The organism is Shinella granuli, from assembly GCF_004341885.1.
Classification (GTDB): Bacteria; Pseudomonadota; Alphaproteobacteria; order Rhizobiales; family Rhizobiaceae; genus Shinella; species Shinella granuli.
Genome location: NZ_SLVX01000024.1, coordinates 1 through 21610, shown reverse-complemented (window position 1 = coordinate 21610; position 21610 = coordinate 1). Strand labels below are relative to the sequence as shown.

The following is a 21610-nucleotide window of genomic DNA, read 5'->3' as shown; positions in this document are numbered from 1 at the left end:
GACCATGGACGATCGATCGACGCAGCCGGTGCCGGCCCTGAAGGACCGGTCCCTCTTGACCGATAAGGCCTATGTGGCCGGCCGCTGGCTGGGCGCGGTGGACGGCAGGACCATCACGGTCACGGATCCATTCGACGGATCGGTCATCGCCCGTGTTCCGGATCTCGGCGTGGAGGTGGTTCGCCAGGCGATCGACGCGGCGGCCCTCGCGCAGGTCGAATGGGCACGGCGGTCCGCCAAGGAGCGGGCCGCCGTCCTGCGGCGCTGGTACGAGCTCATCGTCGAGAATGCGGACGACCTCGCCCAGATCCTCACCGCCGAGCAGGGCAAGCCCCTCGGCGAGGCGAGGGGCGAGATCATCTCCAATGCCGCCTATCTCGAATGGTTCGGGGAAGAGGCCAAGCGCATCGACGGCGACATCATTCCCGGCCCGAACCGCAACCAGCGCATCATGGTGCTCAAGCAGCCCGTGGGCGTCTGCGCGGCCATCACGCCCTGGAACTTCCCGAACGGGATGATCACGCGGAAGGCAGGGCCTGCCCTTGCCGCCGGATGCTCCATGATCTTGAAGCCAGCGGCCCAGACGCCGCTCTCGGCCTTCGCGCTAGCCGTTCTGGCGGAGCGTGCGGGCGTGCCGGCGGGCGTGTTCTCGGTCGTCACCGGCGAGGCACGGCCGATCGGCATGGAGTTCTGCCACAATCCGAAGGTCGCGAAGATCACCTTCACGGGTTCGACCGGCGTCGGGCGCTGGCTGATGAAGGAGGCGGCGGACGGCATCAAGCGCCTGTCGCTCGAGCTTGGCGGCAATGCGCCCTTCATCGTGTTCGACGACGCCGACATCGACGCGGCGGTCGAGGGCGCGATGATCTCCAAGTTCCGCAATGCCGGCCAGACCTGCGTGTGCGCGAACCGCATCTATGTTCAGGAGACCGTCGCGGAGGCGTTCACAGCCAGGCTCCTGGAAAAGGTCTCGGCGATCACGCTCGGCCGCGGCACGGAGGCGGGCGTCGGCCAGGGGCCGCTGATCGACGACAGGGCCGTCGCCAAGATGGAGGAGCATGTCGGCGACGCGCTCGCCAAGGGCGGCAGGATTCTCGTCGGCGGCAAGCGCAGCGCGCTTGGCGGCACCTTCTTCGAGCCGACCGTCATGAGCGGCATCACGCAGGACATGAAAGTGGCGAAGGAGGAGACCTTCGCGCCGCTCGCTCCCATCATCACCTTCCGCGACGAGGACGAGGTCATCGCCATGGCGAACGACAGCGAGTTCGGTCTCGCCTCCTATTTCTACGCGCGTGACCTCGGTCGCGTCTGGCGGGTCGCCGAAGCGCTGGAGGCGGGCATGGTCGGCGTCAACACCGGCATGCTGGCCAACGAGATGGCACCGTTCGGCGGCGTCAAGCAGTCGGGCATGGGGCGGGAAGGCTCCTCCTACGGCATCGAGGGTTTCCTCGAACTGAAATATGTCGCCGTGGCAGGCATCTGATGGGCGAGATGACGGATCCTTTCGCCTTTCCGCCCGGTTTCCAGGTCGTCGTTGTCGGCGGTGCGGGCGATATCGGCTCGGCGATTGCCGCACTGTTCCACGCCCGTGGTGCGAAGGTCGTGGCGACCGGCCACGACCGCGCCGCGCTCGACCGCTCCGCTCTGGCGCGCCTTCCGGCCGTCGATCTCGACGTCCTGGACGTTACCTCCGACGAGGCCGTGGCGGCGTTCGCCGCCCGCTTCGAGCGGGTCGATGCGCTCGTCAATTGCGCGGGCATCCTCGCCCGCGACGAGGAGTTCCGGATAGAGACCTTCCAGCGCGTGCTCGACGTCAACCTGACTGGCACCTTCCGAACCTCCACGGCCTTTCGCCCGCATCTTGCCGCAAGCCGCGGCTCGATCGTCAACATCGCCTCCATGAACGCCTTCGCCGCCTTGCCCCGCCTTCCGGCCTATTGCGCCAGCAAGGGCGGCGTCGTGATGCTGACCAAGGCCCTCGCGCTTGCCTGGGCGGAGGAGGGGATCCGGGTCAACGCCGTCGCGCCCGGCTATATCGAGACGGCGATCAACAGCGAAGGGCGCAAGGATATCGCGCATCGCGACCGGATCGCCGCGCGCACGGCGCTGAAGCGCTGGGGCCAGCCGGAGGAGGTGGCGGGCGCGGTCGTCTTTCTCACCATGCCGGCTGCACGCTATGCCACCGGAACGGTCTATGCCGTCGACGGCGGCTTCCTTGCGGGATGAGGATGCCATGAGCAAGGCAGGGTCCACCCGTTCCCCTGTGATCAGGTCCGTCGAGGCGCATGTCTTCCGCGTGCCGCTCGAAAAACCTGTCTCGACGTCCTTCGGCACGATGAGGGACCGGCCGGCCGTGCTGGTGCGGCTGGAGGATGATGCGGGCCTGGTCGGCTGGGGGGAGATCTGGTGCAACTGGCCGGCGTGTGGCGCGGAGCATCGCGCACGCCTGCTCGTCTCGGATATCGCGCCGCGCATCCTCGACAGGCCGTTGCCCGATCCGGCGGATCTTTGGAAGGAATTGACAGCGGCAACGCACATACTCGTGCTGCAGACCGGGGAGGTAGGCGCCTATGCGCAGGTGATCGCCGGCTTCGACATGGCCTATTGGGACCTCGCTGCCCGCCACCGCGGCGTGCCGCTTGCCGCGGCGTTGTCGCCCGATGCGGCGGGCGCGGTGCGCGCCTATGCCAGCGGTATCCATATCCGCGACGCCGAAACGGTCGTGGCGAAATCCCGTGCGGCCGGCTACCGCGACTTCAAGGTCAAGGTCGGTTTCGACTTCGATCGCGACCTGGCGCTGATCCGTGCGCTCGCCGGGAGCCTGCAGCCCGGGGAAACGCTGCATGCGGACGCCAACCAGGCGTTTTCCCCGGAAGCGGCGCGGGACTTCCTGTTGGCGACCGCCGATCTCGGGCTCGGCTGGGTGGAGGAGCCGGTGCGTGTGGATGCCGGGCCGGCCGTTTGGGGCGAGCTTGCGCGGCTGACCGCAACGCCGCTGGCCGGAGGGGAGAACCTTGCCGGTTTGCGGGCCTTCCGGTCGGCGATCGGCGCCGGCCACCTCTCCGTCATCCAGCCTGATGCGGCAAAATGGGGTGGACCGACAGGATGCCGCGCGGTGGCCCGGGCCGCAATCGCCGCAGGCCGGCGCTACTGCCCACATTTCCTCGGCGCCGGCATCGGCCTTGCCGCCTCGGCCCATATCCTGGCGGCAGCCGGCGGGGACGGGCTGCTCGAAATCGACGTCAATCCGAATCCGCTGCGCGACGCGGTCGCGCCCGCATGGCCCGTGGTGGAGGAGGGCGTCGTCGTGCTGCCGCAAGAGCCGGGCCTCGGAACGGTGCCGGATCTCGATCGGCTCGAACCCTTCCGTACCCTCTTCCTGGCGTCCGGCCCCGCGGCATGATCGGCACGAGCGAACTTGCCGTCTTCGCCGCGCTCGCCTTCGTGGCGGCCTATGTGCAGACCCTGACGGGTTTCGCCTTCGGCCTGTTGCTGATGGGCGCCCTGGCGCTGACGGACCTTGTCCCGCTGCCGGAAGCCGCCATCGTCGTCAGCTTGTTGACACTTGCCAATGCCATGATGGTGCTGGCGCGCGGCTGGCGGGATATCGCCGTGAAACCGTTCCTTCTGTCGCTTGCCGGCGCCCTGCCCATGGTCGCCGCCGGCTACGGGGTGCTGACGCTTCTGGCGGCCTCGTCGCTGTCGGCGCTGCGCCTCATTCTCGGGTTCGCCATCATCGTGTCGAGCCTCCAGCTGATCCGGCGGCCGTCGCCGCTGGCGCAGCAGTCGGGCGGGCCTGCCTTCCTGTTCTTCGGTGCGCTTGGCGGCCTGATGGGCGGGCTCTTCTCCACCGCGGGGCCGCCGCTGGTCTTCCAGTTCTACCGCCAGCCCCTGCCGCATCGGGTCGTCCGCGAGACGCTCGTGGCGATCTTCGCGCTCAACTCGGTCTTCCGTCTCGGCCTCGTCGGGGCAAATGGCGACTGGCAGCATCACGCGCTTGTCTGGGCGCTTGCCGGTCTGCCGGCCGTCCTGGTTTCGACCTATCTGGCGCGCCGCTGGCCCCCGGCGCTTTCGGCACGCACGCTCCGCTTCGCAGCCTTCGTGCTGCTCTTGCTGTCCGGCGTTTCCCTGATCGCGCCCGTGATCCTCGGGGCCGTTCCCGCTCATGCATGACGCGGCATTCCGCCTCGCCGATTGACCGCCGTCCCTCCGGCGCAAAGGCCGGGATATCAACCACTCTGGAACGTGTGGCCGCCCGCGTCGGCTTCCATGCTGACATGTCGTTCGAATTTCACCAGCAGGCGATGCATGGCCCTGCGGGCCTCCTCGAAGTCCGGGGAGGCCGCCCTGGCCGCCCGGTCGGCCTCGTAAGCCTCTCTTGAAGCGAACCTGCACTCCCAGCGCACATCCGGGCCGTCTCCTTCCAGTTTCAGGAGGATCAGTCCTGGCGCAAGCCCGAGCCTGTGCCTGATGTCGCTTGCCTGGCGGCGCTGCTTGAGCACCGCGTCGGCCAAGCCCTCCTTTGCGAAGTAGTTGGTCGCTTCGACAATCATGTTTCCCTCCCATCATCGGCCGTAAAAAAATCGCGCCGGCGATCCTTGACATTCAAAATCATGATCATAAAGTGTGATCACAATAGATGATCGCATTTTACAACGAGACGCCTGCGACGGCAAGGAGAGGTGGAGCCAGTGCCAACGATCAAGTCCATCGAAACATTGATTGTCCAATTGCCCACGCGGCGCGAGCACAAATGGGCGGGCCTGACCGAGGTCATCGGCCGTTATGTCCTGGTCAAGATGACCGACAGCGACGGCCGGGTCGGCTGGGGCGAGGCGCCGGCGCTCAAGGATTGGGGCGGGGAATTCGGCCGCTATTTCGGCGAATCCGCCATGATCACCCGCGCGGTCATCGACACCTATCTCGCGCCTTCCGTCATCGGGCTCGAACTCGGCAATTTCGCAGAACTGCATGCCCGGATGGATGCGATCATCCGCGGCTATCCCTATTCGAAGGCTGCGGTCGAGTTCGCCGCCTATGATCTTGCCGGTCGCTGGCTGAACGTTCCCGTGCACACCCTGCTCGGCGGCAAGGCGCGCGGCCGGGTGCCGGTCACCCATTCCATCGGCCTGATCTCCATCGAGGAGGCGCGCGCCGAGGTCGCCAAGCTGGTCGAGGAAGGCGTCAGGACGATCAAGGTTAAGATCGGCGTCGATCCGCTGCGCGATGTCGCCATGGTCGATGCCGTGCGGGAAGTCGCCGGCGATGCCGTCGAGATCTGCGTCGACGCCAACGAGGGCTACAAGACGCCGGGCGAAGCCGTGCAGACCGTGCGCAAGATGGAGAAGAACGGGCTCAAATATGTCGAGCAGCCGGTGATGGGCATCGAGCGGATCGCCGAGGTCGGACGTCGGATCGACGCGCCGGTCATGGCCGACGAATCGGCCTGGAATGCCCATGATTCGATCCAGATCGTCCAGAATGGCGGCATCCAGATCGTCTCGATCTACACGACAAAGGCGGGCGGCCTCTACAAGGCGATGGAGGTGGGCGCGGTCTGCCGGGCCGCAGGCATCATCTGCAACGTCAACGGATCGATCGAGACCGGCATCGGCAACCTCGCCAATGTCCAGCTCGCCGCGGCGTCGCCGGCGGTGACCCTGTCCTGTGTCATTCCCGTATCGACTCCGGCCGAAGCGCAGCACGGCCAGGTCGGCGGCATCTATTACAAGGACGACCTCCTGGTCGAGCCGATGCAGTTCGTCGACGGCGCGATCGTCGTGCCGGCGGGGCCTGGCATGGGCATCGATGTCGACCTTGCCAAGGTGGAAAAATACCGCGTTCGCGACTGAGCGTCCGCCAGGAAATTCATGGAGAGAGGAAAGAACATGCGGGCAGAAATCGTTGCAAAACAGGTCAGGGCCATGGCGGAGCATGGGCTCGATGCCATCATTTGCTCGTCGCCTGAGAACTTCGCCTATACGACGGGCTTCGTGGTACCGTCGCAGCCGCTGATCCGCCATCGCCACGCGATGACGATCGTCACGGCGGATGGACGCAGCGCCATCTTCGGCGTCGACATGGAAGCGTCGACGATCAAGCGGCGCCTGCCCGACGTGCCGTCGCGCATCTGGGCGGAGTTTTCCGACGATCCGATGCTGGTCCTGGCGGACCAGCTCTCCGGTCTCGGCCTTGCGAAGGCGCGCATCGGCATCGAGATGGACTATCTGCCCGCGGGCGATTTCGCCCGGCTGATCGCAGCGATGCCCGGCGCCCGGTTCGAGCACGCCGAACCGATCCTCGCGCGGCTGCGCCAGATCAAGACGGTCGAGGAGATCGCGCTGCTAAGCAGGCTCTCGCGCATCGCCGACCAGGCCATTGCCGATGCGCTGGCGGAAGTGGATGCGGGCGACAGCGAAATGGACATTGCCGGCCACCTGACCCGCAACGTCTATTCGCTTGGCGCGGAGCATTTCAAGCTCCTCATCGTCGCCACCGGCGAGCGCAGCGTGCTGCCGAATGTCGGCCCGTCCGACCGGATCCTCAAGCGCGGGGATGTCTGCCGCGTCGAGATCTTCTCCGTCATCGACGGCTACCAGGCCGGCGTGTGCCGGACGGCCATCGTCGGTGAGGCGCCGCCCATGGCCGACAAGATCTGGGCCCATCTGGTTGAGTGCAAGTACGAGATCATGGAGAAGGTGAAGCCGGGCGCGAGCTGCCGCGCGATCTACGACGCGTTCATCGCCAAGCTCGCCAAGCTCGACCTGCCGCCGATCTCCTTCGTCGGCCACGGCATCGGCCTTCATCTCCATGAGGATCCCTATCTCGGCCTCACGCCGGTGCTCGGCAAGCCGGGCAGCGATGCGCCGCTGGAGGAAAACATGGTCCTCGGCTTCGAGCCGCTCTGCTACAACACCGGCTACGGCTTTGGCATGCAGAACAAGGACATGTTGCTCGTGACGTCGAACGGATCGGAACTCCTGTCCGATTACACCGACACCGACAAGCTCATCGTCTGCGGCACGGCCAAACGGGGCATGAAGGCGCAGGCGGTCGCCTGAAGGCACGAACGGCGGCTGGCCGGTCTCCTGTCTGGCAGCCGCGCATTCCGCCCGCCGTCTCGCACGGCGGGCGATCGGGACGGAATCTTGGTAGAGCATTGGGTGGAGCCGCATGCGCACGCTGATTGAAAATCTGAACTTCGCTTTCACGGTCGACAAGAACGACACGGTGCTGCGCAACGCCAGCGTGGTGATCGAGAACGACCGCATCGCAGACATCGGCGCGGCGGACGAGGTGAAGGCGCGCCACCAGGGCAGGGCTTTCGACAAGGTGATCGATGGCAGGATGCTGGGCATGTGCCCGGGCTTCGTCGACAGCCACGTCCATCTGTCGGAAACCCTGTCGCGTGCGGTCTTCCCCGACAACCTCAACACGCGCGCCTGGGTCTTCCACTGGGCCAAACCCTTCTACGCCTTCATCACGGAGGAGGACGAATATTGGGGCGCGCTGCTCGGCATCACCGAGATGCTCCGGTGCGGCACGACCTGCTTCCTCGACATGGGCTCGCAATACGATCCCGGCATCGTCATCCGGGCGATGGAAAAGACCGGCATCCGCGGCATCACCGGCCGCCACGCCGCCGACAACCGGCCGGCCGAGTTGCCGCGCGGCTGGACCGAGGAAATGGCCGAGCATCATTTCTTCCCGGACGCGCAGACGGCGCTGAAGGTGCTGGAGGAGTGCGTCACGCGCTACAACAACACGCTCGACGGCCGCGCCCGCTGCTGGGTGAACATCGAGGGCAAGGAGCCTTGCAGCCTCGAACTGCATGTCGGCGCCGTCGCGCTGGCCGAGAAGCTGGGCGTCGGCACGACCTACCATCTGGCGACCTCGATCGAGGAGGCCAAGGTCTGCGAGAGCAAGTATGGCTGCTGGCCGATCACCCGGGTCGACCAGGCCGGCGGCATCCGCAAGAATCTCGTCATCGCCCATGGCGCGGCGGTTTCGGACGACGAGGTCAGGCTGCTGGCGGAGCGGGGTGCGAGCGTCGCCTTCTGCCCGTGCTCGTCCTTCAAGCTCGGCAAGGGCGCGACGTCCATCGGCAAGTATCCCGAAATGGTCAAGGCCGGCGTCAAGGTCGGGCTCGGAACCGATGGCGTGTCGGCGGCGGGCAACATGAACCTCATGCGGCAGATGCTGGTCGTGGCGGGCATGTTCAAGGATGCGCGGTTGAAACCCGATGTCTTTACCGCGCGCGAAGCGCTGCGCGCCGCCACCATCGAGGGCGCGCGCGCGCTGATGTGGGATGACGAAATCGGCTCGCTCGAAGTGGGCAAGAAGGCGGATTTCATTCTCTTCGACCTCGACCATATCGAGTGGACGCCGTTCTACGATCCGCTGCAGGCGCTGGTCTTCTCCGCATCGACCGCATCGATCGCGCAGACCTGGGTGGACGGCAAGGCACTCTATGCCGATGGCAAGGTGCAGGGCGTCGACGAGGCGGCGATCCGCAGCAAGGCCCGGGAACTTGCGGCCGCCGCTGTGGTGCGGGCCGGGCTTCACCAAGGGAATGTCGAGACGACCACGACGCTGTACGACGAAGGAAACTGAGGCGGGTCATCCCTGACCGGCGTTCGACGGTCGGACGAACTGCGTTCGAAGGGCTGCTTGAGAGACCGGCCGGTGCCGGCGGAGCAGCCCTTCCCGGGCAGTCGGACGATCTGGAGAAAGGCACGGCGAGCGCCGGCCGAAGGGGAAAGCCGCGTCGGCCTTGCTGCGGCGGTTCTCCCGCTTGACAATTCTATTTGTGATCATAAAGTGTGATCAAAGTTGTTGAGGAGCAACCCGCTGGAACCGGAACATGAGACCTGTTTCAGCAATAGGGTCGGGCGGTCTTCCAGCCGCACCGTCCCCCGGAGGAGACAATGAAAGTAGCAGTACTAGGCGCGGGTGCGGGCGGGGCAGCCTCGGTCGCGGAGTTGGTCCAGGCCGGGCACGACGTGCATTTCTGGGCGAGATCGGCGGAAACGCTCGAGCCGCATATCAAACTAGGCGGCGTCGCCCATGAAGGCAAGCTCGGCGAGGGCATTGCCAGGCCGGCGCTGATCACCACCGACCTCAAGGCGGCAATCGCGGGCGTCGATGTCGCGGTGGTGGCCCTGCCGACCTTCTCGCATTCGCCGATCGCCGCCGCGCTCGCCGCCGCAGGCTGGCCTTCGTCCAGCCCCGTCGTCCTCAATCCGGGCCATACCGGCGGCGCTTTGGAGTTTGCGCAAACCTTCTCGCGCAGCGGGCGTCCGGCGCCGGCCGTGGTCGAGTTCTCGACGCTGACCTATGTGGCGCGCAAGTATCGGCCGGACGGCGTGACCGTTTCCGGCCGTGCCAAGCGGCTCAAGGCGGCGGCCCTGAAGGGCGGGGCGGAGGTTCTGGAGATCGCCGGAAAGCTCTTCCCGGGCCTCGATCCCGTCGCCGATGTCATCGCTTCGGATCTTTCCAACGTCAACATGGTCCTGCATCCGCCGGGCGCGGTGCTGGCGGCCGCATGGGTCGAGGCGACGGGCGGCAACTTCACCTTCTATGTCGATGCGATGACGCCCGGCGTCGCCCGCGTCATGAAGCAGCTCGACGAAGAACGGCTGGCGGTCGCCAAGGCCTTCGGGCACGACCTGCCGAACCTGATCGAGGAGATGAAGCTTCTCGGCACGGTCGAGGCCGATGTGGTCGACACCAGCGACTACCGGGCGGCGATCGCCGGGGGCGAAGCCAACAAGCGCATCAAGGGCCCCGATTCCCTGGAATACCGCTATTACAAGGAGGATTTCGGCCACGGCCTCCTGCCGTTCCTCGAATTCGCGCGGATCGCCGGCGTCGAGACGCCGGTGGCCCATTCCCTCTACAGCCTGGCGCAGATCGCGGTCGGCGCCAATTATCGCGAGGGCGGCCGCACCGCCGAGGCGATGGGCATTGCGGGGATGAGCAAGGATCAGGTGATCGAGAAGGTGAGGGCGAAATGAGCTGGAAGAACACAGTGATCGCGGTCGTTGCGGGGGATGCCCGCGAGCAGGAAATCGCCCGCTGCGCCCTGCGCGCCGGCGCGACCGTGCGCGCCTATGGTTTCCCCTGGCCGGACGAGGGCATCGAAGGCGTCTACCATGCCAGGGATGCGGCCGATGCGCTCAAGGGGGCGGATATCGCCCTCTTCCCGATCCCCGGCATCACGGCGGAGGGCGCGCTGTTTGCGCCGAAGTGCCCCGAGAAGATCATTCCGACACGCGACATGCTCGCGGGCATGAACACGCCGGGCCACATCATCCTCGGCTGGGCCGACGCCAATCTGAAAGGGCATTGCGAGGCGCTCGGCATCACGCTGCATGAATATGAGTGGGACGTCGATCTGATGCTGCTGCGCGGCCCGGCAATTGTCGAGGGCGTGCTGAAGGTGATCATCGAGAACACGCAGATCACGATCCACAAGTCGAACGTCATGCTCGTGGGACAGGGCACCATCGGCTCGTTGCTGACCAGCACGCTGGTGGCGCTCGGCGCCCATGTCCATGTCGCGGCGCGAAACCCGGTGCAGCGTGCCGCTGCCTATGCGGCCGGCGCGCAGTCGCTGACATTGGAGGAGTTGCCCGAATTCCTGCCCAGGATGGACATCGTGATCGGAAGCGTGCCGAAGCGCCTGATGGAGCGCGAGCAGCTCGAAATGCTGCCCAAGCATGCGCTTCTGGTGGATGTGGCGGCCCCGCCGGGCACGATCGACCGCGAAGCGGCCGGTGAACTCGGGCTGAAGGCGGTCTGGGCCCGGGGCATGGGCGCGCGGGCGCCGATCACCGTGGGACGCAGCCAGTGGACCGGCATCAGCAGGCGTATTGAAGGCATATTGGAGCAAGGGCAATGAAGGTGGATCTGGTCATCAAGAACGCGCGCGTGGTTCGCCACGACGGCGAGTATTTCGGCGGGGTCGCCGTCAAGGACGGCAAGATCGTGCTGACCGGCGCGGACGAGGTCCTGCCGGACGCCACCCGCATCATCGACGCCGAGGGCCGCGTCCTGATGCCGGGCCTGATCGATCCGCATTGCCATCTCGGCGTGAAGTTTCCGTTCCCGGAGGACATGCGGACCGAGACGGCCGCCGCCGCGTCCGGAGGCGTGACCACGGCACTGCTCTATATCCGCAATCTGAAGGAATCCTACCTGCCGTTCTACGAGGAGCGCAAGGCGCTCGGGGAGGAGAATGCGGTCATCGATTTCGGTTTCCACTTCGGCATCCAGCGCGAGGAGCATATCGCCGAAATCCCCGAAATCGTCGCCAAGACCGGCGTGAAGTCCTTCAAGTGCTATTTCGGCTACGAGCCCGACAACCCGATCGGCATCGTTCCGGCGACCGACGGCTGGGTCTACGCCGCCATGCGCATCCTGTCGAAGATCCCCGGCGCGGTGATCAACGTCCATTGCGAGAACACCCAGATCGCCTCGTGGATCAAGAAGGAGATCGCCGCGACCGGGCGCCAGGACCTCGGTGCCTATACGGAATCGCGCCCGGCCTTCTGCGAGGTCGAAACGATCCGGCGCATGATCTTCCTGGCCGAGAAGACCGGTTGTTCGCTGCATCTCGTGCACACATCGGTCGGCATGGGGCCGGTCCTCGCCGCCGAGGCGCAGGCCCGCGGCATTCATGTCACGGTGGAAACCTGCCCGCACTACCTGACGCGCACCTGCTATGACGACGATCTCGACATGCGCGCCAAGATCTCGCCGCCGCTGCGCGACCGCAACGAGCTGGAAGGCCTGTGGGCCGGTATGCTCAACGGCTCGGTCTACGGCCTGGGCACCGATCACGTGCCGTTCCTGCCCAAGAAGCTCGAGGACCTCTGGACGGAGTTCCCCGGCGTCGTCAGCTTCCCCTGGGAGCTGTCGCTGATGCTGCACTTCGGCGTGCACCAGCGCGGGCTGCCGCTCAGCCGTCTGGTCGAGCTCAATTCGTTCAATCCGGCGCGCCGCTTCGGTCTCTGGCCGCGCAAGGGCCATATCGACGTCGGCTTCGACGCGGACCTCGTTCTGGTCGACCTTGATGAGGAGCGCACGGTCGAGCACACGGGCAAGGGCACCTGCATCTACGAGGGCTGGACACTGAAGGGCTGGCCGGTGATGACGGTCGCGCGCGGGGAGGTCGTCTATGAGAACGGCGCCGTCGACGCGCGGCACTACGGCCGCGGCCGTTGCGTGACCGTGCCGGCATGACCATGGCGATCCCCGATCACCTCGACCTGGCCGGCCGGATCCCGTTGACACCGGCGCGACTGTCGGTGCGCGAGGCCGTCGCCCGGATCGTCGGCCGCAAGGCGTCGATCCGCCAGGAGAGGCTGTCGGGGATCCACAACCCTTGGGGCCACGGCATCGCCTTGACCGATCCGTGGGCATTCCTCGAACTGTGCGAAAGCGCCCCTGTCCTCGATGCGGCGCGGCGCGTCCTCGGGACCGACATCATCCTCTGGGACAGCGAGCTGTTCGCCGAGGCCGGTCTATACCGTGCGTTTCTGGATGCGCGCCGGGAAGGCCGGTACTGGCCGGTCGCGCCGCTTGCCGGCGCCGTGGTGCTCGTGCCCGTCGCCGGCGACGATCCGGTGCCCCGGGCCGTCCCGCTGGAGGCGATGGGGCCCGAGATGCTTTGCGGCCTTGAAGACGCCGAACCGCTTTACGTGATCCGGCTGATGCCGGCGACGAGCCGCTTCGTGCGCGATCCCGCGCATCCGGCCAACCGGGCCTGCATGGAAGAGCAGGTCCTGGTGAACTATTCGAACCGCCCGCTATGGCTGCTCTCCGGCGCCGACCGGGCAAACAACGATCTGGTTTCGGGCTTTGCGTCCGCCGTGCCCGTCTGGGCCTCTGGCGCAACGCCTGCTGAAGGAGAGGAGACATAGAATGCCATTCGTCGTCGTCGAAATGTGGGAGGGGCGCACCGTCGAGCAGAAGCGCAACCTCGTGAAGGCCATAACCAAGGCCATGGTCGAGGAGGCCGCCTGCAAGCCCGATCACCTGCACGTGGTGATCCACGAGACCCCCAAGGACAGCTGGGGCCGCGGCGGCGTGCTCGGCATCGACATGGTGGAGCACAAGTGATGGGTCTTGAAACTCTCGACTATCGCAAGTCGGCGCTTCTGGTCATCGACCTGCAGAACGCCTTCATCCACGAGAAGGGAACGCTCGGCATTTCGGGCGTCGACACCAGGCGGCTGTCATCCATCGTGCCGCCGCTGGCCAAGCTCATCAAGCGCTGCCAGGACACGGGCATTCCGGTGATCTGGACGATGCAGGAGCATTTCGCGGTCGACCACAACCGCGCCAGGAAGAAACTGCTCGGCCATACCGCGCGCCGCAAGCAGGTTTCCGCGCTCGCCGGAAGCTGGGACGAGCAGATCATCGACGAGTTGAAGGACCTTGCGGATTTCGATCCGGCCTTCGTCATCCGCAAGCATCGCTTCGGCGCGTTCTACGAGACGCGCCTCGAGATGATGCTGAAGATGCTGGGCACGCAGCATCTCTTCGTCACGGGAGCGACCACCAATGCCTGCGTCGAAACCTCCATCCGCGAAGCCTATCTGCGCGACCTCGACGTCATCGCCGTCGATGACTGCATCTCGGGGGTGAATGCCGACTGGGAGGCGACGGCCAAGCAGGTGTGGAAGCAGTATTTCTGCGAGATCGCTCCTTCTTCCGAAGTGCTCGACTGGATCGGCGAGCAGGTCGAGCCGCGCGTGACGAACTACGGCCACCAGTTGATCATGGTCGACGATATCGACACCTCGGTCGATTTCTACGCCAACCTGCTGGGTTTCACGATCCGTCCGGCCAAGCCGCTCGCCGACGGCCGGCCGTTCACCGCCTTCCATCAGGGGATCGCCCTCATCCACGGCAAGGCGAGCGGGCACCGCCAGCTCGACCATATCGCCTTCGAGGTCAACGATGTGCGCGCCATGGATGCGAAGCTGAAGAAAGCCGGCGTCCGCTACTATACCGACCTTCACGACGGTCCCTATGGTCTGACGATCTACATCGCCGATCCCGACGGCACGAAGGTGGAGCTCTATCAGGTCGGCGCAACGGCCTGATCGTGCCGAGACAGCCGGACCGGGCAGCGCCCGGCGCCGGGACCGCCAAAGAACTCCGCCCGACAAGGGCGGGGTTTTCTGTTGGTGCGGCGACTTGCATGACGGCGACGGACGGACGGTCCATCGCCGCGCCTGATGCCGTCACGCCGGCGCCAGCCCTTCCAGCGCATCGAGTTCCGCGTAAACGGGCAGGGGGGCGGAAATCGGCGAACCCATTCGCATGACGATGCGGTCGCTCTCCGCCCGCGAGAGGATCTCCGACCAGGAACGCCCCTCGAAAATGATCAGGTCGGCCGGTTGCCCCGTTGCGATGACGCCATGGCCGTCCAGGCGCATGATCTGCGCCGGTGTCGTGGAAACCGCCTTGATCCAGTCGCCGTGGGGATGGTCGAGATGAAGGGCGCGCGTGCCGAGGCGGAACGTGTCGAGCATGTCGAGGTCCCCGTAGGAATTGAACGGGTCGCGTGTGTTGTCCGAGGCGAGCGCGACGGGTATCCCGCGCCGCTTCATTTCGTGCAGCAGGGTGACGCCACGCCAGCGCGGCGTCATGCCCTGCCTGCTGCGATCCTGCAGGTAGAGATTGCAGGCCGGCAAGGAGACGACGGTGATGCCGGCCGCCGCGACCTTGTCGAGCGTCGCGTCGACAACCGGGGGTGCCTGCATCGCCAGGGAGCAGCAGTGCCCGACCAGTATCTTGCCTGCGAAAGACACGCGCAATGCCGTGTCGGCGATGCGGCGCAGCACATCGGCGGCCGGGTCGGCGCTCTCGTCGGCATGGAAGTCGAGATCCAGCCCGTGATCAGCGGCTGCCCGGAACATCCTGTCGAGCAGGTGGTCGATATCGGGCAGCGGATAGGCGACCGCGCCGAGCACGCCTCCGGCATCGGCGACCCGCCTTGCAATGGCGCGCAGGAATGCGTCGTCCCGCGCCATGTCGATGGGAAACAGGCACGAGGCCTGCAGGGCGATCCGCCCGCGCCAATGCTGCCGGAGTTCGAGGAACAGGGGCCAGGAGATCCCGTCCTGCGGCGGCTGCGAATCGAGATGCGTGCGGATGGCGGATGTGCCGTAGTGAAAGGCCGAGCGAAGGGCGAAATCGATGCGTCTGCCGAGGTCGCCGGCGGACCACCTGGCCGTGCGGTCGCACCGCGTTGCTGCCAACGCCCCGTCGAACGTGCCGTCCGCCGCGGGTGTGCGCGGCAGGATGTGGCCCTTGTCGAGATGCGTGTGGCAGTCGACGAAGGACGGGATCACGACGCGGCCGCCGGCATCGATGGCAGGCAGGTCCGGGTCGCTTGCCGCGGCGTGGCAAGGAGAGGCAGGCGTTATTGCCAATATTCTGCCCTTCTCTACACTTGCATCCGCCAGGAAGAACTCGGTGCCTGCGGCGTTTGCGGCGTCCGTTCTCGTGGTCGCCGCGCAGAGGCGCACATTCCGCAGCACGTATCGGCCGAGACGGGCGGCGCTGTCGAGTTGCGCACGCAGGGCAGACTGGTCGGAAACGATTGCAGCCATATCTCATTCTCCCCAGGGGATCGCGGGACGACTTTCCCTTTCGGATCTCGGGCGCGGACCGGCAGCACAGTTAAAGGTTGCCGTTTTGTGAAAAGTCGTTTATTGATCACAATGTGAGATCACAAATCCCGACCTGTCAACCCCTGAGGCCGACGGGCGGGGCATGGTGGGATAGGCCTTTTGGCGGATCGCGGATTTGAGACAAGATGACGGAGTCTGAAGACAGGATGCCGATCAAGAAGCCGGAAAACGAGGTCAACGGCGGCGCTGCGGAAAAGCCGGCGCGCGGCCATGTCCATGAACATGTCCTTCGCTACATGCGGCGCGGGCTTATGGTCGGCGCCTTTCTGCCGGGGCAGGTGATGAGCCTGCGCAAGCTGGCCGTCGGGCTCGGCACCAGCCCGATGCCGGTGCGCGAGGTGCTCAGCCGCCTCGTCGCCGCCAACGCGCTGGAGGAAACCAAGGGCGGCTCGGTCCGCGTGCCGAGGCTGCGGCCGGATAAATTGAGCGAGCTGTTCACGATTCGCGAGATGCTGGAAGGCATGGCGACCGAACTTGCCGTCAAGAAGGCAGGTCCCGAATTGGTGGAGGAACTGGCGGCGATAAACAAGCAGCTTCTGACCGCCATCGAAAAGCGCGACATCCTGAACTGCCTGTCGTCCAACCAGAAGTTCCATTTCACGCTGTACGATGCGGCGGACAGCGAAGTGCTGATGCCGCTGATCGAATCGCTATGGCTGCAGTTCGGCCCGACCATGTACATGTCGCTTTTGATACCCTCGATGCCGTGGAACGCTTCGGACCACAAGGATATCCTTGCGGCTCTCAAGGAGAAGAACGCCTCGGCGGCCAAGAAGGGCATCGTCCACGACATCCGCACCACCTGCAAGGCTCTGCTCAGCGTGGCCGGCCCGCAGGGGCTGGAACTGCCTTTCGCCCACGGGCCGGAACTGCAATTCGACTACTGACATTTCCCAGGGGAGGAACCATCGTGGCGGGGAATATCGACGACAAACTGGCGAGCCTGGGCATCGTGCTGCCGACGACGACGGCTCCACTGGCCAATTATGTGCCGGCGCGCCGCCATGGCAGCCAGGTCTATGTTTCCGGCCAGGTGCCCGCCGAGGGCGGCAAGGACAAGTTCACCGGCAAGCTCGGCTCCGACTTCTCGGTCGAGGAGGGGCAGGCGGCGGCGCGCCTGTGCGCCGTCAACATCCTCGCCCAGCTCAAGGAGGCGCTGGACGGTGATCTCGACCGCGTCGTCGGCGTGATCCGGCTGGGCGGTTTCGTCAATGCCGAGCCGGATTTCAAGGACCACCCGAAGGTCATCAATGGCGCGTCCGATCTGATGGTCGAGATTTTCGGCGAAGCGGGGCGCCATGCCCGTGCGGCTGTCGGCTGCTATTCGCTGCCACGAAACGTGCCGGTCGAGATCGACGCGATCTTCGAGGTCCGCTGACCGTGCAGCCCGGCGCTTCCGTTTCGGATGATCGCATTCCCGTCCATGTCCTGACCGGCTTTCTCGGCAGCGGCAAGACAACCTTCCTGCGCCACCTGCTCGGCGAACCGGACTTCGCCGACACCGCTGTCGTCATCAACGAGTTCGGCGAGGTCGGCCTCGACCATCTGCTGGTCCGCGAAGTGTCCGAAGACGCCGTGCTGCTGTCCTCGGGCTGTTTGTGCTGCGCGGTGCGGGACGATCTGGTTTCGACGCTTGCGGATATGCTGGAAATGGTGCGGCGCGGGGCGGTGGCGCCGTTTCGCCGCGTTGTCGTCGAGACGACGGGGCTTGCCGACCCTGCCCCGATCATGCAGGCGGTGATGAGCGACCTGCGGCTGAGACGCGGCTATCGCGCCGGCACGATCGTCTCCACGGTCGATGGCATAGGGGGCGCGGGAACGCTCGCCCGGTTCGCCGAAGCCGTCCAGCAGGTGGCGCTGGCCGACTGCGTGGTCGTGACCAAGTCCGATCTTGCCGAGCCCTGGCGGCTGGACGCGCTTCGCAACGACATCGCCACGATCAATCCGACGGTCGGCCAGCTCGTCTCCAGCAAGGCGGAGATGCCGGGCGCCGGCGAGATCTTCGAAAAGGCCGGAGATCGGCGGCCGCGCCATCTCGACATTTCCGATGTCCCGCTCCGCGGCCGGCACAGCGCCGGCGTCGAGACCTTCGTCGTCGATATCGACGACCCCGTGGACTGGCCGGCCTTCGTCGACTGGCTGGAATTGCTGCTCGCCAGCCGGGGCCAGTCCATCCTGCGGGTCAAGGGTCTGCTGTCCGTGGCGGGTGATCCCCGCCCCGTCGTCATCCACGGGGTCCAGCATGTCGTCTACCCGCCGGAATACCTGCCGCGCTGGCCGGAAGGCACCTCGGGCGGCTGGCTGGTGTTCATCGCCAGGGACCTGAGCCGCGCGGCCATTGAAAACGCGTTGCCGAGTATTTTTGCCTCGACAAGGTGAGGCGATAAGTGGCCTCATCGTGCCCTGCCGGAAAGGGCCGACACCCGCGCAATCCTGCCCGGCAACGGGCGATTGTGCGGCGTGGCGCGCGTGAAATTTACAAGAGATTCCCGAACATTGGATGATGCACGGGGCCACCGGCCCGGGCATGTCGATCGGCAGGAATGCCGCGCAATTTCTCGCAGATTCTCCCCTTGACAATCCTTAAATGTGATCACACTATGAGATCAAGAATTGAGCTGATGGGGTAGGAGGCCCCGGTTCGATCCTTGGGGAAGACATGAGGCATGAAGCCAATTGGACGCCAGCGGGCGTCCGCTAGGGAGGAGTGAAATGTTGCACATTACACGTGTCATTCGCGGTGCCGCACTCGTCGCGACAACCGCCGTCGCCACGCTTGTGGCGAGCCAGGGCGCCATGGCCGAGGAGGTCAAGGTCCGTTTCAGCTGGAAGTTGAAGGGCGAATACGGTTTCTTTTATCTCGGTGAACAGAAGGGCGTCTACAAGGATGCCGGCGTCGCCCTCAAGCTCGGCGAGGGCGCCGGCTCGCAGGCGGCGCTCGGCTCGCTCATCCAGGGCCAGGAAGACGCCGTCATCCTGCCCGGGATCTTCGCCATTTCCGCCATTCAGAAGGGAATGCCGGTCAAGATCATAGCGCTCTACCAGCCGGAAACGCCGATTGCCCTGATCTCGCATGCCGACAAGGCGGTGACGACGCCGAAGGACCTGGAAGGCAAGACCATTGCCCATGCGGTCGGCGAGACCGGCACGTCCTATCTCGATGCCTTCTGCGAAATCAACCAGGTGGATTGCAGCAAGGTCTCGAAGATCCAGATGGACTCCCAGTCGCGGGTTCCGCAGTTCCTGCAGGGCCAGGTCGACGTGGTCAGCGTCTACAGGACCAATGACCTGCCCGTTCTCGAAGACAGGACCGGCCAGACGTTCCCGACGCTCGACATGACCGAATATGGCCTCGCCATTCCCGGCATGGCGGTGGTGGCGAGCGACGATGGCATTGCCAAGAGGGGGGCGGCGCTGAAGAGCTTCCTTGCCGCCAATGCCAAGGCGATCGAGATGACGCGGTCCGATCCGGCGGCCGCGACCGCAGCGCTCAAGGCGGTCTGGCAGGCCGGTCCCTCGGACAAGGTCGTCCAGCAGCAGATCGAGGCGACGTCGGCATCGCTCCACGCGCCCGCTGACGGCAAGCCCCTCGGCTGGATCGAGGAGAAGGCGATCGTCGATGCGCTCAAACTGGTCGGCAGCGCCGAGGACATCGGCGATCCCAAGCCGGCTTCGACCTTCTATACGAACGACTTTCTGACTCAGTGAGGTTACGGTGGCGAGCACGAATGTATTAGGCGCCGATCGCGCGCAGTCAAAGCAGGACAAGGCCATGCGCAGGAAGAAATCGCGAGGACCATGGCTCGAACGCTATTCGGCGGTCATTCTCGCGACCGTGTTGCTTGCGGCCTGGCAGGTCCTGGTTCCGCTTTCCGGGCTTTCGGAATTCGTCCTGCCGACACCGGTGGCGATCGCCACGCGGATCGTCAACGAGCTTCCCCTGCTCGCCACCCATGCCTACGTCACCCTGTTCGAGGTCGTTTCCGGATTTGCGATGGGCGTGCTGGTCGGCATACCCCTGGCGCTCGCGATATTCTACTCGCGTGCGTTCGAGCGTGCCATCTATCCGATCCTCGTCGCGCTGCAGACCGTGCCGAAGGTGGCGCTGGCGCCGCTGCTGGTGCTCTATCTGGGCTATGGCTGGGCGCCGAAGATCACGCTCGCCTTTTTGATTTCGTTCTTTCCCATCGTCATCTCGACCGTCGTCGGTCTCCAGGCGCTGGACAAGAACCTCGTCAACCTCGTTCGCTCCATGGGGGCCAGCGAATGGCAGACCTTCTTCAAGGTGCGCCTGCCGGCGGCGCTTCCCAACATATTCGGGGGGTTCAAAGTGGCGGTGTCGCTCGCCGTCATCGGTGCGGTCATCGGCGAATACGTCGCTGCCGAACGCGGGCTTGGCTACCTGCAGCTCCAGGCCAACTCCCTGTTCGACACCACGCTGAATTTCGCGACCGTCGTCGCCATCTCCGGGCTTGGTGTCATGCTCTATTTCGTCATCGACTTCGTCGAGAGCCGCGTCACCTACAAGCGCGACACCAAATAGGCCGGCGGCCGCTCAAACATCGAAAGATTCAGGTGAGGTAATTCCATGAATGCCATTGTCCAGACGGGTGCGGCGGTCGACATCTCCCGGCTCTCGAAGATCTACAAGACGCGCGAAGACGAAGATGTCGTGGCGCTCGACAAGATCGACCTCAAGTTCGAGCCCGGCACATTTGTCGCCGTGGTCGGGCCGAGCGGTTGCGGCAAGAGCACGCTTCTGTCGCTGCTTGCCGGCCTGATCGGAGCCTCGACCGGCACGATCGCCATCGATGGGGAGGCCATCAGCAAGCCGCATCCCAAGATCGGCGTCGTCTTCCAGTCCGATCTCCTGCTTTACTGGCGCACCGTGCTCGAAAACATCCTGCTGCCCATCGAGATCAAAAGGCTGGATGTTGCCAGATACCGGGGCCGTGCGGAGGAACTGCTGGCCCAGGTCGGGCTCGAAGGGTTCGGCAACAAATATCCCTCCGAGCTTTCCGGCGGCATGCGCCAGCGCGTGGCGATCTGCCGTGCGCTGATCCAGGAGCCCGGCCTCCTGCTGATGGACGAGCCGTTCGGCGCGCTCGATGCGCTGACGCGCGAACAGATGATCATGGATCTCCAGTCCATGTGGATGCGGCTTGGCAACACCGTGCTGTTCATCACCCACGGCATTGACGAGGCGGTGTTTCTCGCGGACCGCGTGCTGGTGATGTCGCCCCGTCCGGGCCGCGTCGACCTCGACCTCAATATCGACATGCCCCGCCCCCGCCAGTGGAGCAGGATACATGAGAACAAGGATTATCACGGCTATGTCCGCAAGATTCGCGACATCTTTGAGGCCAAGGGCATTCTGGTCGCGCACTAGAGCATTTCCGCCTTTCTTCGAAGCGCGAAAACACTCTAACTCTTTGTTTTAACGCAATTTCGGACGCAAGAGCAGCTTGCGTGACCTTGCGTCCGGACTTGTCGGAGAACACAGGGCCGAAGCAATGCGGGCGACCACCGTTCCACCGGAAGGGTCCAGCACGCGCGGCCGCTGAACATCTGGATTGAATTCGCCGGTCCGAGCGCCGCATTTCGGGGTCCATCCCAGCTGCGCCGCTCACCTCTCGGCGGTTTTCGCAACATATGCCACATAAGAGGGCCGGCTTTGCCGGGAAGGAAATGGGACAGAAGGTTGGGGCTCTCAAGGAGCTGGCCATTGGAGAGTTGCGCGTTGCGCTGACGCCTGAGAGTGCGGCACAACTCCAGAAACTCGGTTACGCATGCCTTGTTGAGGCAGGCGCCGGGGAGGGTTCGGGCATATCGGACGATGCCTACCGTACGGCCGGGGTGACGGTGGTGGAGGATGCGGCTGCGCTGGTGGCGGCGTCGGA

21 protein-coding genes and 1 pseudogene are annotated in these 21610 nt (G+C 65.3%); 20 read left to right on the top strand and 2 right to left on the bottom strand.

Annotated elements, in window-relative coordinates; genetic code table 11:
* Positions 1–4: 4 nt before the first annotated feature.
* Genes EV665_RS26115 through EV665_RS26100 form a run of 4 tightly spaced genes read left to right on the top strand, consistent with a single transcriptional unit; the run spans position 5 to position 4173 of the window.
* Entirely contained in the window at positions 5–1483 is a 1479-nt protein-coding gene (locus EV665_RS26115; protein WP_133036313.1) for an NAD-dependent succinate-semialdehyde dehydrogenase, read from the top strand.
* 8 nt (positions 1484–1491) lie between these two features.
* Positions 1492–2226 (top strand): SDR family NAD(P)-dependent oxidoreductase, encoded by a 735-nt coding sequence (locus EV665_RS26110; RefSeq protein WP_133036368.1) that lies wholly within the window; start codon positions 1492–1494, stop codon positions 2224–2226.
* Positions 2227–2233: 7 nt separating this feature from the next.
* On the top strand, positions 2234–3403 hold the full coding sequence (locus EV665_RS26105; protein ID WP_133036312.1) for a mandelate racemase/muconate lactonizing enzyme family protein: 1170 nt from the start codon (positions 2234–2236) through the stop codon (positions 3401–3403).
* Entirely contained in the window at positions 3400–4173 is a 774-nt protein-coding gene (locus EV665_RS26100; RefSeq protein ID WP_133036311.1) for a TSUP family transporter, read from the top strand. The genes EV665_RS26105 and EV665_RS26100 overlap by 4 nt, the downstream gene beginning before the upstream one ends.
* 56 nt (positions 4174–4229) lie before the next feature.
* Here EV665_RS26100 and EV665_RS26095 read toward each other — a convergent pair whose 3' ends face one another.
* Complete coding sequence (locus EV665_RS26095; RefSeq protein WP_133036310.1) at positions 4230–4553, bottom strand: hypothetical protein; 324 nt, start codon at positions 4551–4553, stop codon at positions 4230–4232.
* A 138-nt stretch (positions 4554–4691) separates the two neighbouring features.
* Between EV665_RS26095 and EV665_RS26090 the strand changes: the two genes are divergently transcribed.
* The 9 genes from EV665_RS26090 (at position 4692) to EV665_RS26050 (ending at position 14114) form a co-directional block, all read left to right on the top strand.
* Positions 4692–5852, top strand: coding sequence for a mandelate racemase/muconate lactonizing enzyme family protein (locus tag EV665_RS26090; protein WP_064333961.1), 1161 nt, complete (start codon positions 4692–4694; stop codon positions 5850–5852).
* Between the two features lie 36 nt (positions 5853–5888).
* Positions 5889–7061 carry a M24 family metallopeptidase gene (locus tag EV665_RS26085; protein ID WP_133036309.1) on the top strand — a complete coding sequence of 391 codons (1173 nt, stop codon included), beginning with the start codon at positions 5889–5891 and terminating at the stop codon, positions 7059–7061.
* A gap of 112 nt (positions 7062–7173) precedes the next feature.
* Positions 7174–8613 carry an amidohydrolase family protein gene (locus EV665_RS26080; RefSeq protein ID WP_133036308.1) on the top strand — a complete coding sequence of 480 codons (1440 nt, stop codon included), beginning with the start codon at positions 7174–7176 and terminating at the stop codon, positions 8611–8613.
* Between the two features lie 314 nt (positions 8614–8927).
* Positions 8928–10016, top strand: a complete 1089-nt coding sequence (locus EV665_RS26075) for an NAD/NADP octopine/nopaline dehydrogenase family protein (RefSeq protein ID WP_064333964.1) — start codon at positions 8928–8930, stop codon at positions 10014–10016.
* Positions 10013–10903 carry a dipicolinate synthase subunit DpsA gene (locus tag EV665_RS26070; RefSeq protein ID WP_064333965.1) on the top strand — a complete coding sequence of 297 codons (891 nt, stop codon included), beginning with the start codon at positions 10013–10015 and terminating at the stop codon, positions 10901–10903. Before EV665_RS26075 ends, EV665_RS26070 begins: the two co-directional genes overlap by 4 nt.
* Positions 10900–12246 (top strand): dihydroorotase, encoded by a 1347-nt coding sequence (locus EV665_RS26065; protein ID WP_133036307.1) that lies wholly within the window; start codon positions 10900–10902, stop codon positions 12244–12246. Before EV665_RS26070 ends, EV665_RS26065 begins: the two co-directional genes overlap by 4 nt.
* Positions 12243–12926 (top strand): resolvase, encoded by a 684-nt coding sequence (locus EV665_RS26060; protein ID WP_133036306.1) that lies wholly within the window; start codon positions 12243–12245, stop codon positions 12924–12926. The genes EV665_RS26065 and EV665_RS26060 overlap by 4 nt, the downstream gene beginning before the upstream one ends.
* A 1-nt stretch (position 12927) precedes the next feature.
* Positions 12928–13125 carry a 2-hydroxymuconate tautomerase gene (locus EV665_RS26055; protein WP_018431063.1) on the top strand — a complete coding sequence of 66 codons (198 nt, stop codon included), beginning with the start codon at positions 12928–12930 and terminating at the stop codon, positions 13123–13125.
* Complete coding sequence (locus EV665_RS26050; RefSeq protein ID WP_133036305.1) at positions 13125–14114, top strand: isochorismatase family protein; 990 nt, start codon at positions 13125–13127, stop codon at positions 14112–14114. Before EV665_RS26055 ends, EV665_RS26050 begins: the two co-directional genes overlap by 1 nt.
* A 141-nt stretch (positions 14115–14255) precedes the next feature.
* Here the strand turns inward: EV665_RS26050 and EV665_RS26045 are convergent, their stop codons facing one another.
* Complete coding sequence (locus tag EV665_RS26045) at positions 14256–15629, bottom strand: cytosine deaminase (RefSeq protein WP_133036304.1); 1374 nt, start codon at positions 15627–15629, stop codon at positions 14256–14258.
* 206 nt (positions 15630–15835) lie between these two features.
* On the opposite strand from EV665_RS26045, the gene EV665_RS26040 reads away from it, so the two are divergent.
* The 7 genes and pseudogenes from EV665_RS26040 to EV665_RS26010 all read left to right on the top strand — a co-directional run.
* Positions 15836–16597 carry a GntR family transcriptional regulator gene (locus EV665_RS26040; protein ID WP_245507834.1) on the top strand — a complete coding sequence of 254 codons (762 nt, stop codon included), beginning with the start codon at positions 15836–15838 and terminating at the stop codon, positions 16595–16597.
* Positions 16598–16620: 23 nt separating this feature from the next.
* Positions 16621–17088 carry a RidA family protein gene (locus EV665_RS26035; protein WP_133036303.1) on the top strand — a complete coding sequence of 156 codons (468 nt, stop codon included), beginning with the start codon at positions 16621–16623 and terminating at the stop codon, positions 17086–17088.
* A gap of 2 nt (positions 17089–17090) precedes the next feature.
* On the top strand, positions 17091–18089 hold the full coding sequence (locus EV665_RS26030) for a CobW family GTP-binding protein (protein ID WP_133036302.1): 999 nt from the start codon (positions 17091–17093) through the stop codon (positions 18087–18089).
* A 333-nt stretch (positions 18090–18422) separates the two neighbouring features.
* Entirely contained in the window at positions 18423–19418 is a 996-nt protein-coding gene (locus EV665_RS26025) for an ABC transporter substrate-binding protein (protein WP_133036301.1), read from the top strand.
* Positions 19419–19482: 64 nt separating this feature from the next.
* Positions 19483–20253: an ABC transporter permease gene (locus EV665_RS26020; protein ID WP_064333973.1), complete on the top strand. Its 771-nt coding sequence runs from the start codon at positions 19483–19485 to the stop codon at positions 20251–20253.
* Positions 20254–20298: 45 nt separating this feature from the next.
* Entirely contained in the window at positions 20299–21099 is an 801-nt protein-coding gene (locus EV665_RS26015) for an ABC transporter ATP-binding protein (protein WP_064333974.1), read from the top strand.
* Positions 21100–21398: 299 nt separating this feature from the next.
* Positions 21399–21610, top strand: a pseudogene (locus tag EV665_RS26010) (Re/Si-specific NAD(P)(+) transhydrogenase subunit alpha); the annotation flags it as partial.

Coding starts and splice junctions, on each gene's coding strand:
- EV665_RS26115 (WP_133036313.1), top strand. CDS start 5: ATGGACGATCGATCGACGCAGCCGGTGCCGGCCCTGAAGGACCGGTCC.
- EV665_RS26110 (WP_133036368.1), top strand. CDS start 1,492: ATGACGGATCCTTTCGCCTTTCCGCCCGGTTTCCAGGTCGTCGTTGTC.
- EV665_RS26105 (WP_133036312.1), top strand. CDS start 2,234: ATGAGCAAGGCAGGGTCCACCCGTTCCCCTGTGATCAGGTCCGTCGAG.
- EV665_RS26100 (WP_133036311.1), top strand. CDS start 3,400: ATGATCGGCACGAGCGAACTTGCCGTCTTCGCCGCGCTCGCCTTCGTG.
- EV665_RS26095 (WP_133036310.1), bottom strand. CDS start 4,553: ATGATTGTCGAAGCGACCAACTACTTCGCAAAGGAGGGCTTGGCCGAC.
- EV665_RS26085 (WP_133036309.1), top strand. CDS start 5,889: ATGCGGGCAGAAATCGTTGCAAAACAGGTCAGGGCCATGGCGGAGCAT.
- EV665_RS26080 (WP_133036308.1), top strand. CDS start 7,174: ATGCGCACGCTGATTGAAAATCTGAACTTCGCTTTCACGGTCGACAAG.
- EV665_RS26075 (WP_064333964.1), top strand. CDS start 8,928: ATGAAAGTAGCAGTACTAGGCGCGGGTGCGGGCGGGGCAGCCTCGGTC.
- EV665_RS26070 (WP_064333965.1), top strand. CDS start 10,013: ATGAGCTGGAAGAACACAGTGATCGCGGTCGTTGCGGGGGATGCCCGC.
- EV665_RS26065 (WP_133036307.1), top strand. CDS start 10,900: ATGAAGGTGGATCTGGTCATCAAGAACGCGCGCGTGGTTCGCCACGAC.
- EV665_RS26060 (WP_133036306.1), top strand. CDS start 12,243: ATGACCATGGCGATCCCCGATCACCTCGACCTGGCCGGCCGGATCCCG.
- EV665_RS26055 (WP_018431063.1), top strand. CDS start 12,928: ATGCCATTCGTCGTCGTCGAAATGTGGGAGGGGCGCACCGTCGAGCAG.
- EV665_RS26050 (WP_133036305.1), top strand. CDS start 13,125: ATGGGTCTTGAAACTCTCGACTATCGCAAGTCGGCGCTTCTGGTCATC.
- EV665_RS26045 (WP_133036304.1), bottom strand. CDS start 15,629: ATGGCTGCAATCGTTTCCGACCAGTCTGCCCTGCGTGCGCAACTCGAC.
- EV665_RS26040 (WP_245507834.1), top strand. CDS start 15,836: ATGACGGAGTCTGAAGACAGGATGCCGATCAAGAAGCCGGAAAACGAG.
- EV665_RS26025 (WP_133036301.1), top strand. CDS start 18,423: ATGTTGCACATTACACGTGTCATTCGCGGTGCCGCACTCGTCGCGACA.
- EV665_RS26020 (WP_064333973.1), top strand. CDS start 19,483: ATGCGCAGGAAGAAATCGCGAGGACCATGGCTCGAACGCTATTCGGCG.
- EV665_RS26015 (WP_064333974.1), top strand. CDS start 20,299: ATGAATGCCATTGTCCAGACGGGTGCGGCGGTCGACATCTCCCGGCTC.